Source organism: Leclercia sp. UBA7405, from assembly GCF_037152215.1.
Classification (GTDB): domain Bacteria; phylum Pseudomonadota; class Gammaproteobacteria; order Enterobacterales; family Enterobacteriaceae; genus Enterobacter; species Enterobacter pneumoniae.
In genome coordinates, this window is record NZ_JBBCMR010000001.1 from 204,772 (window position 1) to 218,204 (window position 13,433).

Annotated in this window: 12 protein-coding genes; 4 read left to right on the forward strand and 8 right to left on the reverse strand. The window is 58.6% G+C overall.

What is annotated here, in order from left to right:
* Positions 1–33: 33 nt before the first annotated feature.
* Positions 34–828 carry a TraB/GumN family protein gene (locus tag WFN75_RS00965; RefSeq protein ID WP_263617412.1) on the reverse strand — a complete coding sequence of 265 codons (795 nt, stop codon included), beginning with the start codon at positions 826–828 and terminating at the stop codon, positions 34–36.
* Between the two features lie 92 nt (positions 829–920).
* Positions 921–3,419 carry a copper-exporting P-type ATPase CopA gene (gene copA, locus WFN75_RS00970; protein WP_263617413.1) on the reverse strand — a complete coding sequence of 833 codons (2,499 nt, stop codon included), beginning with the start codon at positions 3,417–3,419 and terminating at the stop codon, positions 921–923.
* Between the two features lie 107 nt (positions 3,420–3,526).
* Here copA and cueR point away from each other — a divergent pair, with 107 nt between their 5' ends.
* The gene (gene cueR / locus WFN75_RS00975; RefSeq protein WP_207293133.1) at positions 3,527–3,937 is read left to right on the forward strand and encodes a Cu(I)-responsive transcriptional regulator; all 411 of its coding nucleotides are present in this window, start codon (positions 3,527–3,529) and stop codon (positions 3,935–3,937) included.
* Here the strand turns inward: cueR and WFN75_RS00980 are convergent.
* The 5 genes from WFN75_RS00980 to tesA all read right to left on the reverse strand — a co-directional run bounded on the left by WFN75_RS00980 (position 3,934) and on the right by tesA (position 7,800).
* Positions 3,934–4,386: an NfeD family protein gene (locus WFN75_RS00980; protein WP_207293134.1), complete on the reverse strand. Its 453-nt coding sequence runs from the start codon at positions 4,384–4,386 to the stop codon at positions 3,934–3,936. The two genes, cueR and WFN75_RS00980, sit on opposite strands and share 4 nt — an antisense overlap.
* Positions 4,383–5,297, reverse strand: coding sequence for an SPFH domain-containing protein (locus WFN75_RS00985; protein ID WP_040076850.1), 915 nt, complete (start codon positions 5,295–5,297; stop codon positions 4,383–4,385). The genes WFN75_RS00980 and WFN75_RS00985 overlap by 4 nt, the downstream gene beginning before the upstream one ends.
* 168 nt (positions 5,298–5,465) lie before the next feature.
* Complete coding sequence (locus tag WFN75_RS00990) at positions 5,466–6,320, reverse strand: co-chaperone YbbN (RefSeq protein ID WP_336995448.1); 855 nt, start codon at positions 6,318–6,320, stop codon at positions 5,466–5,468.
* 57 nt (positions 6,321–6,377) lie between these two features.
* Positions 6,378–7,187 (reverse strand): SDR family oxidoreductase, encoded by an 810-nt coding sequence (locus WFN75_RS00995; RefSeq protein ID WP_154298746.1) that lies wholly within the window; start codon positions 7,185–7,187, stop codon positions 6,378–6,380.
* Positions 7,177–7,800 (reverse strand): multifunctional acyl-CoA thioesterase I/protease I/lysophospholipase L1, encoded by a 624-nt coding sequence (gene tesA / locus WFN75_RS01000; RefSeq protein ID WP_040078576.1) that lies wholly within the window; start codon positions 7,798–7,800, stop codon positions 7,177–7,179. Before tesA ends, WFN75_RS00995 begins: the two co-directional genes overlap by 11 nt.
* Between tesA and ybbA the strand changes: the two genes are divergently transcribed.
* From ybbA to WFN75_RS01015, 3 genes are all read left to right on the forward strand, one after another.
* Positions 7,771–8,457, forward strand: coding sequence for a putative ABC transporter ATP-binding protein YbbA (gene ybbA, locus WFN75_RS01005; RefSeq protein ID WP_336995449.1), 687 nt, complete (start codon positions 7,771–7,773; stop codon positions 8,455–8,457). The two genes, tesA and ybbA, sit on opposite strands and share 30 nt — an antisense overlap.
* A complete protein-coding gene (ybbP, locus tag WFN75_RS01010; protein ID WP_336995450.1) occupies positions 8,454–10,868 on the forward strand; it encodes a putative ABC transporter permease subunit YbbP in 2,415 nt (804 codons plus the stop codon). The genes ybbA and ybbP overlap by 4 nt, the downstream gene beginning before the upstream one ends.
* A 182-nt stretch (positions 10,869–11,050) precedes the next feature.
* Positions 11,051–12,196 (forward strand): porin, encoded by a 1,146-nt coding sequence (locus tag WFN75_RS01015; protein ID WP_336995451.1) that lies wholly within the window; start codon positions 11,051–11,053, stop codon positions 12,194–12,196.
* A 119-nt stretch (positions 12,197–12,315) separates the two neighbouring features.
* Here WFN75_RS01015 and mnmH read toward each other — a convergent pair whose 3' ends face one another.
* Positions 12,316–13,386, reverse strand: a complete 1,071-nt coding sequence (gene mnmH, locus WFN75_RS01020) for a tRNA 2-selenouridine(34) synthase MnmH (RefSeq protein ID WP_336995452.1) — start codon at positions 13,384–13,386, stop codon at positions 12,316–12,318.
* Positions 13,387–13,433 lie beyond the last annotated feature (47 nt).

Below are 13,433 nucleotides of genomic sequence, written 5' to 3' on the forward strand. Positions count from 1 at the left end.
TTTGACGGGCCAATAGCGATATTGGCCATTTTTTTAACGCAGCAATGCGGGCAAATTTCCCTCGCCATACAAATGCAGCGCCCCCACGGCCACGACATAACGTCCCGGCGGTAGGGCGTGGAGCTTCTCACACCAGGCCTGGTTTCGGGCGTGCATTAATACGTCGTAGAGCGATTCACTAAAGGTGGCTGGCAGCGCCTGCGGGCTGGCGGCGGGCGGCGCATCCAGCCACCAGCTAATCATCGTCTGTAGCAGCCGGGCGTTGGTGTGCCAGTGGGTCAGCGTATCTTCCAGCAACAGTATTCCGTCATTTGGCAACTGACGCAGCAACGCTATCTGGCTGTCAGCCCCTTCCAGCTCTATCACCGGAATGGCGCGTTCACGCGCCAGATGCAGCAACTGATAATCAATGCCGTAATCGCCCCGAAGCCCCAGACGCTGCGCCTGTGTGGCCTGCAACACCATGGCAATTTGCCACAACGGCTGAGTTTCGAGCATCGACAGCGGTAAGCTCAGCTCGCCGGCCAGCCGTTCCAGCTCGGTGAGCTGTTCAGGGCTGAGGCGTTCCGCCAGAGGAGGGGGGATCGCCAGATCGGCGAAGGGTGAGTCGTTGCCCGAAATATCGGCTTCAACGATTAACGCATCGGCTTTTTGCACCAGGCGGATCAGTCCGGCAGGTAGCGGCGACATATCTTGCGTGCCCATATGAATACTGCCTAACAGGTGCAGATGTTGCCCGCCGGGCAATACGATATCCAGCCCCGGCCAGGGATAACGGCGTGGGAAGTGCGCGCTCAATGCAGATTTTATACGGCTAAACAGACTCATACGCGCTCCCTGTAGCGAAAGGTTCATGCTAGCGCGCAGCAGGGAAAGGTGCAAATTTTAGCCCCTCCCGGCAGGCGGGAAGGGCTGTTACGTCAGGCTTTAGGTTTGAAGCGCAGCAAACGGTTCGCGTTACTCACCACGGTAATGGAAGAGAGCGCCATTGCCGCTCCGGCCACGACCGGATTAAGCAGAGTCCCGGTTAGCGGCCATAAAATCCCCGCCGCAATTGGTATGCCCAGCGCGTTATAGACGAAGGCCCCCATCAGGTTTTGCTTCATGTTGCGCAACGTCGCCTTTGCAATGGCCAGCGCGTCCGCTACGCCCGTCAGGCTATGACGCATCAGGGTGATAGCGGCGGTTTCAATTGCTACATCGCTACCGCTGCCCATGGCAATCCCCACCTCTGCCTGGGCCAGCGCCGGGGCATCGTTAATGCCATCGCCCACCATGGCCACCTGGCGCCCCTGGCGCTGCAGATTTTTAATGGCGTCGGCTTTGCCATCCGGCAGCACCCCGGCAATAACTTCATCAATACCCGCCTCTTTTGCAATGGCTGCCGCGGTGGTGGGATTGTCACCGGTCAGCATCACCAGCCGATACCCGGCGCGGTGCAGTCTTTGCAGTGCCTCGACGCTATCCTGGCGCAGCGGATCGCGAATGGCGAACAGCGCGGCCACTTTACCCTCCACGGCCAGCAGCACCGGCGTAGCCCCTTGTGATGCCTGCGCGTTCAGCTCATCGGCCATCGCGGCGGTATCAATGCCGTTCTCATTCAACAGCGCTTCGTTCCCCAGCAGCAGGGGACGCTGGTCTGCTTCGCCGCTAACGCCCAAGCCGCGCAGGGTGCGGAAATTGACCACCTGCGGCAAGTTCGCCTCTCCAGCTTTTTCGATGATGGCGCGGGCCAGCGGATGGCTTGAGCCCCGCTCCAGCGCGGCGGCGAGGCGCAGCGCATCATCGGCCTCAATGCCTATCGTCTTGACGGCAACCACCTGCGGTTTGCCTTCTGTCAGGGTGCCGGTTTTATCAAAGACCAGCGTATCCAAAGTACTGGCGCGTTGCAGAGCATCGGCATCGCGCACCAGCACACCAAATTCCGCGGCACGGCCTACGCCTGAGATAATCGACATGGGCGTTGCCAGCCCCAGGGCGCACGGACAGGCGATAATCAGCACCGTGGTGGCGATCACCAGGGTGTAAACAATCTGCGGTGCCGGGCCAAAGAGATACCAGATCCCAGCGCTGAACAGCGCAATCAGGACGACCACGGGGACAAAAATGGCGGAGATGCGATCGGCCAGCTGACCGATTTCAGGCTTGCTGCTTTGTGCCTGGCGCACCATACGGATAATTCGCGACAGTGTGGTATGGCTTCCCACCGCGCTGGCACGGAACAGCACGCTGCCGTCCTGTACCAGGGTGCCGGCGTGCACGTTTTCACCGCCGCTCTTTTGCTGCGGGACAGGCTCACCGGTCAGCATCGCTTCATCGAACCAGGCTTCACCTTCGGTGATCTCCCCATCGACCGGAACGCGGTCGCCGGTGGTCAGACGCAGAATCATGCCAGGCTGGACATCCGCCAGTGAGAGGCTCTTTTCACCCTCTTCCGTGATGACACGCGCGGTAGGGGGCGTCAGATCCAGTAACCGCTCCAGCGCTTTCGAGGAGCGCTGACGCGCGCGCGCCTCCAGCATATGGCCAAGATTGATCAAACCAATGATCATCGCGCTGGCTTCATAATAAAGATGGCGGGCTTCCATCGGGAACCACTGAGGCCAGAGGTTGACGCTCATGGAATAGAGCCATGCCGCGCCCGTACCCAGCGCCACCAGCGTATCCATGGTAGCGGTGCGGTTCTTCAGGCTCTTCCAGGCGCTGGTATAGAAGTGGCCCCCGGCAAAGACCATCACCCCCAGGGTAAGCAGGCCAATGGCCAGCCACAGGCTGCGGTTTTCGGCGGTGACCATCATGTTATCGCCGAGCATCCCCCAGCCCATGACCGGGATCCCCACCAGCAGCGCGACTATCGCCTGCCAGCGGAAGCGTTTCATGGTGGCAACGGCGGTCTCTTGCTGGCGGGCGCGGCGTTCAGCATCGTCTTCAATCGCCTCCGCGCCGTAGCCTGCTTTTTCGACAGCCTGCACTAAATCAGCGGCGGAGGCGTTGCCCATCACAAGGGCAGTGCGCTCCGCCAGGTTGACCCGTGCCTGTACTACCCCCGGCACCGTTTGCAGTGCACTCTGTACCCGGGATACGCAGCTGGCGCAGCTCATGCCGTTGATCAACAGCTGCTGGCTGTCGTCAATGTCATCGGCTGCCGGAAGCTCAGAAGGGGCCGCTGTCAGTGCTTCCGACGGGATTGATGACGCTGTCAGCGGATCAGCCTTTGGGTGGCTTAACTCCGCCCCGTAGCCGGCTTGTTTGATGGTGTCGATCAGGGCTTCCGCGCTGGCGCTGCCGGTGACGGCGGCGTGATCGATAGTGACGTCCGCCGTTTCCACGTCGGCGCGTTGCTCCAGACTCTCTTTAACGCGTTTGACACAGTGGCCGCAGGAGAGGCCGTCCAGTGTCAGGTCGATGGTGTGAGACATAGTAAACTCCTTTATAATGACCCGGTCAGATAATAACCGTCATACTGTTCTCTGCTAACTATTATGAAGGTTAAACCTTCCATCAAGGGGAAGGTCAAGGGGGAAAGGTGAATATCAGTGATGTGGCAAAAAAAACCGGTTTAACCAGCAAAGCGATTCGCTTCTATGAAGAGAAGGGGCTGGTGACGCCGCCGCTGCGCAGTGAAAATGGTTACCGCAGTTATACGCAAAAACATCTCGATGAGCTTACGCTGCTGCGCCAGGCCCGGCAGGTGGGATTTAACCTGGAGGAGTGCGGCAATCTGGTGATGCTGTTTAACGATCCCGAGCGACACAGCGCGGATGTGAAACGCAGAACCCTGGAGAAGGTGGCGGAAATAGAACGCCATATTGTTGAACTGCAGGCGATGCGGACGCAGCTGCTGGCGCTGGCCGAAGCCTGCCCGGGCGATGACAGCGCCGATTGCCCGATCATCGACAATCTTTCCGGCTGCTGCCATCGTAAGTCGGGTGCTTAACAGGATCTCACACGCAGGGTGATCCCTTCGACCGCCACCACCTCAACCCGGGTTCCTGCCTGGAGGTCCTCGTCGGCCAGCACTGGCCAGGAGCTGTCGCCAACCCGCATATGGCCGCGCCCGTTTACCAGGGCGGTCTCGAGGGTAAAGCGTTTACCCACCAGCTGTTGACCACGCTGATTGAGCGTTGCATCGGCCGGTTTTTGTTCCCGCACCTGACGCGACAGCCAGCGCCACCACAGCCAGGCAGCCAGCAGGGTCAGCGCCGCGAACAGGATGCCCTGCCACTCCCAGCCGAACGGCATAAGCCACACCGCCAGCCCAGTGACCACTGCCGCCACGCCGCTCCAGAGTAAATACCCGTTGCCGCCAAGCATCTCGGCCGCCAGAAGCAGGCCGCCGAGGCTGAGCCAAAAAACATGTGGATGGGCGAGGATCAGCGCGATCATGATTTGCGCTCGTTACCGCTCTCTTTAATGAGCTCGGCAATACCGCCAATCGAGCCCATCAGGCTGCTGGCATCCAGAGGCATCATCACCACTTTGCTGTTGTTCGCGGCACCGATGTTCTGCAGCGCCTCAGTGTATTTTTGCGCTACAAAGTAGTTAATCGCCTGAATATCCCCGGCGGCAATCGCCTCAGAGACCATCTGCGTTGCCCGGGCTTCTGCTTCTGCGGAACGTTCGCGCGCTTCAGCCTGTAAGAAGGCAGACTGACGTTCCCCCTCGGCTTTCAGGATTTGCGACTGCTTCTCCCCCTCGGCCTTAAGGATTTCAGCCTGACGCACCCCTTCGGCCTCAAGAATATAGGCGCGCTTGGTTCGCTCGGCTTTCATCTGCGCGTTCATGGAGGAGATCAGTTCTGCCGGCGGGCGTACGTCGCGAATTTCGATACGCGTAACCTTAATGCCCCAGGGGTTCGTGGCTTCATCCACAATATGCAGCAGGCGAGTATTGATGCTGTCGCGCTGGGAGAGCATCTCATCCAGCTCCATCGACCCCAGCACGGTACGAATATTGGTCATGGTTAAATTGATGATCGCCAGCTCAAGGTTGCTGACCTCATAGGCCGCCTTCGGCGCGTCAATCACCTGAATAAAGCAGACGGCATCGATGGTGACGTTGGCGTTATCCCGGGAGATGACCTCCTGAGAGGGGATATCAAGAACCTGTTCCATCATGTTGATCTTACGGCCAATTCTGTCCATAAACGGAACAATAAGACTCAGGCCGGGCTGCAACGTCGTGGTATAACGCCCAAAACGCTCAACGGTCCACTGATAGCCCTGAGGGACGATTTTGACCCCGGCGCCGACAACGACCAGCACCACAAAGATCAAGACGGGTATAACGATAAGCATAAAGAAACCTCCTGTTTTGCCTTCCATGTTTCGAGAACAACTGTTCGTTTGTTGCTCATGAGTATATCGGCTATCACAGGAGAATTCGCCCTGAAAGCGAGGGCAACGCAAGATTCAGATATAAAAAAGCCCCGCTAACGGCGCGGGGCGACAGGAAGGAGATGCGGATCAGTACAGCAGCGCATACAACTGACGACGATATTTCGACGCCAGCGCATCACCGGTACCCAGCGCAGCCAGGATCTCCTGGAACATCTTGCGCGCCTGGCCGTCAGCGGCAGCCAGATCCGTTTTCAGGTGACCAAACAGCAGCTCCAGCGCCTCTTCATTGCGGCCAACCTGATGCAGTTGCAGCGCCAGCTGGCTGGCCAGTGCGGCATCGTTAGGGTTATCGGCGACTTGCTGTTGCAGCTGCTGAATTTCTGGGGTGTCTGCCGCCTGCTTCAGCAGGTCAATCTGGGCGATCAGCCCCTGATAGCGGGTATCTTGATCCTGCATCGGCACGGTTTTCAGCACCGCTTCGGCATCGTCCGGGCGGTTCAGCACCAGCTGGGTTTCAGCCAGCAGCAGGCCAATCTGGCTATCCTGGTTCGACAACTGCCACGCCTCTTTTAGCAGCGGCAGCGCCTCGTCGTGCTTCCCTTCCTGAATCAGCGCCAGCGCCTCTTGCGCCTTTAACTCATCTTCGCGAGGCAGTACTTTTTCCAGCAGGGCGCGGATGGCCTCTTCCGGCTGTGGGCCCTGGAAACCATCGACGGGCTGGCCATTCTGGAACAGGTACACCGTAGGAATGGCGCGCAGGCCAAACTGGGAGGCGACCATCTGTTCGGCGTCGCAATCCACCTTCGCCAGAATAAACTGGCCGTTATACTGGGCGGCCAGTTTTTCGAGCACCGGGGTGAGTTCCAGGCAGTGCTGGCTACGCTCAGACCAGAAGTAGAACAGCACGGGCTTCGCCATCGACTGTTCAAGGGTCTGATGCAGGTTCGCTTCGGTAATGTTAACGATATTCTGAACTGACATGCGGCCTTCTCTTTTATGCGTTTTTATTTACATGGGGGCGGGGCGGTTAGCTTCAACTCAGCCCTGTAAAAATTTGTCCATTATCCGGCCAGGCAACAGCCGTTTCAGCAGGATAACGGCATGGGTCACCAGCGTGACCGGATAGCGCATCTTTGGACGATTGCTCTCAAAAGCATGGCGCACTTTGGCGACAACCGCCTCCGGACCGAGGGTAAAACGTGCGGCGATACCGGGATTTTCCACCGGGTTATCCGATTGGGTCTGATTCACATTTTCGGTAAAGCGGGTGCGGATTGGGCCTGGCTCAATCAGGCTCACTTTGATACCGCTGTGACGCAGTTCCATGCGCAGCGCATCAGACCAGGCTTCAAGGGCGTATTTACTGGCGGCATAGGCGCCACGGCCCGGCGTTGAAATAAGTCCCATGACCGACGAGGTCATCACAATGCGTCCCTCTCCGTGAGGGAGCATGGCGGGCAGCAATTTCATGGTTAACTGATGCGCGCCGAAAAAGTTGGCAGAAAACTGCTGCTCGAGTTGCTCGCGAGAGATGGTCTGCAGCGCGCCATAGAGGCCAAATCCGGCATTATTGAACAAGCCGTATAGCTTGCCGTTGGTCAGAGCAATCACCTCTTCGGCCGCGTGGTCGATACTTTCCGGGCTGTCCAGATCCAGCAGCACGCCGGTAAGCCCTTTGCCGTTCATCCGTTCGACATCTTCCGGTTTTCGACAGGCGGCTAACACCCAAAACCCCTGGCGCTTCAACTCAAGGGCGCTTTCAAGACCAATTCCGCTGGAACATCCTGTAATTAAGACCGATTTTTGCATAACTTTACCTGTCAGGATCTCCGCTGAATTACGAGTCATGTTTAACTAAAGGAGCCAGCCGTGTTGCCATCCAGTCGGCAATAAACGGCTGAGCATCGCGATTAGGATGGATACCATCGTCCTGCATCCATTGTGGTTTCAGATAAACCTCTTCCATGAAAAAGGGCAGGAGAGGAATATCAAACTCTTTGGCAAGACGAGGATAGATCGCGCTGAAGGACTCATTATAGCGACGTCCATAGTTTGCGGGCAGGCGAATTTGCATTAACAGCGGCTGCGCGTTGGCGGCGCGGATATCCTGCAAAATTTTACGCAGCGTCTGCTCGGTTTGCTGCGGCTGAAAACCGCGCAGGCCATCGTTGCCGCCCAGTTCCACCAGTACCCAGCGCGGCTGATGTTGTTTCAGCAGAGCGGGCAGTCGGGCAAGCCCCTGCTGCGAGGTATCGCCGCTGATACTGCCGTTGATCACCGAAGTTTGCGTCTGCCATTTATCATTAAGGAGCGCGGGCCAGGCGGCATTCGCCGCCATCCGGTAGCCCGCGCTCAGGCTGTCGCCCAAAATTAATAACGTGTCCGCCGCCGCGGCGCGGAATGTCATCAGAATCAGAAACAGGAAGGGCAAATGCCAGCGGAAAACATTGTTGAAGTTCATCATCTTAAGAAGTCCGTGGGTCAGGGTGAGCACGAGCTTTCCATCCTTACCGGAGTTGAACTCATTGTCAAACGCGCGCAGAGCATCGCGCTGATTGGCGAATCCGGTTCCGGTAAATCCACGCTGCTGGCGATCCTCGCCGGGCTGGATGATGGCAGCAGCGGAGAGGTGAAGCTGGTGGGCCAGCCGCTGCACAGCATGGATGAAGAGGCGCGTGCAGCGCTGCGGGCAAAACATATTGGCTTTGTCTTTCAGTCATTTATGTTGATCTCGACGCTTAATGCACTGGAAAACGTCGAACTGCCAGGGTTGCTGCGCGGCGAGAACAGCAGCCAGAGCCGGCGTAGCGCCAAAGCCTTACTGGAACAGCTGGGTTTGGGCAAGCGCCTTGATCACCTCCCGGCGCAGCTCTCCGGCGGCGAGCAGCAGCGCGTGGCGCTGGCCCGCGCCTTTAACGGTCGCCCGGAGGTGCTCTTTGCCGATGAACCCACCGGCAACCTCGATCGCCAGACCGGTGATAAAATTGCCGATCTGCTCTTCTCCCTGAACCGTGAGCACGGTACCACGCTGATTCTGGTGACCCATGATCCTCAACTGGCGGCCCGCTGCGATCGGCGTCTGCGTCTGGTGAATGGCGTACTGCAGGAGGAAGCATGATTGCCCGCTGGTTCTGGCGCGAATGGCGCTCCCCCTCGCTGCTGATAGTCTGGATGGCGCTAAGCTTAGCGGTGGCCTGCGTACTGGCGCTGGGGAGCGTCAGCGATCGCATGGAGAAAGGCCTGAGTCAGCAAAGCCGCGAATTTATGGCGGGGGATCGGGCGTTGCGCAGCTCGCGCGAGGTACCGCAGGCCTGGCTTGATGAAGCCCGCCGGCAGGGATTGAAAGTGAGCGAACAGCTCAGCTTCCAGACCATGACCTTTGCCGCCGATACCCCGCAGCTTGCCAGCGTCAAAGCCGTTGACGATCGCTACCCGATGTACGGTGAGCTACAGACGCAGCCACCGGGGATGAAGCCTGCCGCCGGGACGGTGCTGCTGGCACCGCGTTTGATGGCGCTGCTAAACCTGAAAGCGGGCGATAGCATTGATGTGGGTGATGCCACTCTCCGGATCGCAGGTGAAGTGGTGCAGGAGCCCGACTCCGGGTTTAACCCCTTTCAGATGGCCCCGCGCCTGTTGATGAATACGGCCGACGTGGAAAAAACCGGCGCCGTGCAGCCCGGCAGCCGCGTCACCTGGCGCTATAAATTTGCCGGTACCCCGGCTCAACTCGAGTCCTATGAGAAATGGCTCCTGCCACAGCTCAAGCCCGAACATCGCTGGTATGGGCTAGAGCAGGATGAGGGGGCGCTGGGCAAATCGCTGGAGCGCTCTCAACAATTCCTGCTGCTCTCGGCGCTGTTAACCCTGCTGCTGGCGGTGGCGGCGGTGGCGGTAGCGATGAGCCACTACTGCCGCAGTCGCTACGATCTGGTGGCAATCCTCAAAACCCTCGGCGCGGGTCGGGCGCAACTGCGTAAACTGATTGTCGGTCAGTGGCTGATGGTATTGGCTTTGTCAGCCCTCACCGGCGGTGTAATGGGGCTGCTGTTCGAAAAAGTGCTGATGGTGCTGCTCAAACCGGTGCTACCTGCAGCGCTGCCGCCAGCCAGCCTCTGGCCATGGCTTTGGGCGATGGGTGCGATGGGGGTGATCTCGCTGCTGGTGGGGCTGCGTCCCTACCGGCTGTTGTTGGCCACCCAGCCGCTGCGGGTACTGCGCCGTGATGCGGTGGCGCGCGTCTGGCCGTTGAAAATCTATCTGCCAGCGATGACGGCAGTGGTCGTGGCGCTGCTCGCCTGGCTGATGGGCGGCAGTATGCTGCTGTGGGCGGTACTGGCGGGGGCAGTTGTGCTGGCCTTGCTCTGTGGCCTGCTGGGCTGGATGCTGCTGAGCGTGCTGAAAGGGTTAACCGTTAAATCTCTGCCGGTGCGTCTGGCCATCAATCGCCTGCTGCGTCAGCCCTGGTCAACGCTCAGTCAGCTTTCCGCGTTTTCGCTCTCGTTTATGCTGCTGGCGCTGCTGTTGGTGCTGCGCGGCGATCTGCTGGATCGCTGGCAACAGCAACTTCCACCGGAGAGTCCGAACTATTTCCTGATCAATATTGCGCCGGAACAGATCACGCCCCTGAAGGCGTTTCTCTCAGAGCACCAGATTGTCCCGGACTCCTTCTACCCCATTGTGCGGGCGCGTCTGACGCAAATTGACGGCAAGGCGACCGAAGGTAATCAGGACGAAGCGCTCAACCGCGAACTGAACCTTACCTGGCAGGAGAAACGTCCGGATCACAACCCGATCACGGCGGGAAGCTGGCCGCCTGGGGCCGGTGAAGTGTCGATGGAAGAGGGGCTGGCGAAACGTCTGAACGTCAAGCTCGGGGATACGGTGACCTTTACCGGCGATACGCAGGACTTCAGTGCGAAAGTGACCAGCCTGCGTAAAGTGGACTGGGAGAGCCTGCGGCCTAACTTCTTCTTTATCTTCCCGCCCGGAGCGCTGGACGGGCAGCCGCAAAGCTGGCTGACCAGCTTCCGCTGGGAAAACGGCAATGGCATGCTCACGCAGCTCAACCGGGAATTCCCCACTATCAGTCTGCTGGATATCGGCGCGATCCTGAAACAGGTCGGGCAGGTGCTGGAGCAGGTAAGCCGCGCGCTGGAAGTGATGGTGGTGCTGGTCACAATCTGCGGGCTGTTGCTGCTGCTGGCTCAGGTGCAGGTGGGCATGCGCCAGCGTCATCAGGAGCTGGTGGTCTACCGCACTTTGGGTGCCGGCAAATCACTGCTGCGCACCACGCTGTGGTGTGAGTTTGCGCTGCTGGGGATGGTCTCCGGGCTGGTGGCCGCTATTGGTGCCGAAACGGCGCTGGCACTATTGCAGACCCGGGTCTTTGACTTCCCGTGGGAGCCGGACTGGCGCCTGTGGATCACGCTGCCTGTCTGCGGTGCGGTTCTCCTCTCGCTTTGCGGCGGCTGGCTGGGAGCGCGCTTGCTGAAAGGTAAAGCGTTATTCCGTCAGTTTGTCGGTTAATTCCCCTTCGTGAACATCACGTACCGGTTGATATGCCGGTACGTGCCTCTTTAGTAGCACACAAAGATAACTCCTTGATAGTTAGCAGCACAAAACATTAAAAACCGGACAACACGGCGCGATAAATCCCGGTTAATATTCGCCTGCTAAATAAATAGCAGAGTGTCTATCAAGGAATAATAATGTCTAAAAATAAAACAGCGCTGGCAGTGGCCATCGGCGCGGCAGTGGCATTGACGTCTTTCGCATCCCAGGCAGAGATTACCATTCTGAAGCAAGATCCGCAGGCGGGTAATCCGCTGAGCCGTTTAAACTTCACCGTAGGCGGCAGTATCCGTCCGCAATTCCAGAACATGACCGGCGATGACGGTAAAAACGGCTACAAGCGTAACGGCTTTGATGGCGGTACCCGTTTCCGTTTCGCGGCAGATTACTACCTGTTTGATGACATCAGTTGGGTGAGCTACTACGAGCTGGGCGTGAATATTCCGGCTCAGTTTAACTGGGATAACCACTATGCTGACGGCGCGCACGATACTTCGCGTCGTATGCTCTATACCGGTCTGAAGAGCGACACCTGGGGCACCCTGACCTTCGGTCAGCAGAACAGTGTTTACTACGATGTGGTGGGCGCGAAAACCGATATCTGGGATTACGACATGATCGGCCAGGCATCGGGCAACGGTATTAACGGCGATTACGATGGCTCTTACCGTTCACGCAAAATGCTGAAATATAAGAAAACCATCGGCGATGCCAATATTTATGCCTCTTACCTGTTTGCGGATAGCACCTATCTGGCGAACGACGGCATGCGTTATAAGCGTAAAGGCGGCGGCTCGCTGGGCGTGGATTACAACCTGACCACCGACCTCACCTGGGGTGCGGCATGGAACTACACCCGCGCAGAAATGCGTAACCCGGGCAACGGCGACAGCAAAGCCTACGATCAAAACATCCTGGGTACGGCGCTGAGCTGGACGCCAGAACAGTGGACCTTCTCCCTGGGCGGCGGCTGGTATCAGAACTTCATGACCACCAAGAAAACCGACGTGAACCACTACTTCGCGGGTGATGCCTGGGGTATTGAGTACTTTGCCGGTTATAAATTCCCGATCGGTCAGTATGCGGTGAAATCCATCCAGCCTTACTTCATGGGCGATCGTATCGAGTACATGAATGGTCGCAACTACCAGCGCATCGACAACGGCGTGGGGATTAGCTTCCAGCTGGATTACGGTTTCCGCGTGGATTACGAGCACGTGTTCACCTCCAGCACCGACGACCTGGGCGACATGAACCTGGTACGTCTGCGTTACGACTTCTAAGTTGTGTGCCCCGGTGGCCTGGCCACCGGGGTAGCAGCGAGGCACTGTCGCCGCTGGGGGAGATTGTGTAAGTATTCGGTGCCTGGCAAAACGCGCCGACAACCACGATCGCCGCTAAATTAAGCCGCCAGCCAGGCGGCCACGTCGTGCCAGGTGCCCCGAAAGACCACGTTGTCAGCCTTCTTTTCAAGCTGATAGCGGTACATAGGGTCGTAATAGTCATTGAGCAGCGGCGCAAGCCAGGCGTCGTGGGCCTCCGTGCCGCCGGTGCGCTGCTGCGCAATGAGCGCGCGCTCCAGCAAGGCCGTGAGTTCAGCAAAGCGCTGTAAACCCAGGCGACGGCGGATAGCGTACAGACCCTGGTGCAGATAGTCACTGTACTCCTGCCAGCCGCGCATTTCCCCGTATGCGCCGAGAAATGCCTGCCACATCTGGACAAAATACTCCTCGCGCAGGCGATCCAGACGAACATCAAAGGGATCTTCTACGACTGCAATGGGAGCGTTAGTCATGCGCTCACGCAGGCTTTCAGGAAGATGATTCGAACCAATCATCCGCCCCTCATCCTCCAGCACCCAGCGCGGTGCGGCCTTTTGCAGTAACGCAACGGCAAGAGCGTTTTCAAAGCTCGCCTGTGAAAGCTGCGGCCTGAGCGTACGGCCAAAAGAGGAGCCGCGGTGGCGCGCCAGCCCTTCCAGGTCGATCCCGTCAGGATGCTGTTTCACCAGTAGCGTTTTGCCGCTGCCCGTACAGCCGCCCACCAGCACCAGCGTTTTTTTAACCTGCTCGTCGGTAGCCTGTATCGCGGCCTGACGCAGCGCTTTGTAGCCCCCGATAATCAGCGGATACTCCACGCCCGTCTCTTTTAGCCATGCCTGCGCAATGTGTGAACGCTGCCCACCACGAGCGCAGCAGAGGTAGCCCTCAGGATGGGCCAGACAGGCGTCGCGCCAGGCGTGAATACGCGCTTCACGGGTTACGCCACTGACCAGCCGATGGCCCAGCGCCAGTGCGGCGTCGGCGCCCTGACGTTTATAGCAGGTGCCCACCGCGGCGCGCTCATCATCATTCATCAAGGGCAGATTCAGGGCAGTAGGCATACTGCCCTGGGCAAATTCGACAGGGGCGCGTACGTCAAGCAGGGGCGTTCCGGCAGCCAGAATGGCGCGGTAATCCGTTCCATTGTTCATGATCATTCCAGGAGAAGCGAAAGCAATGGGCGGGATTGTACGCCGGG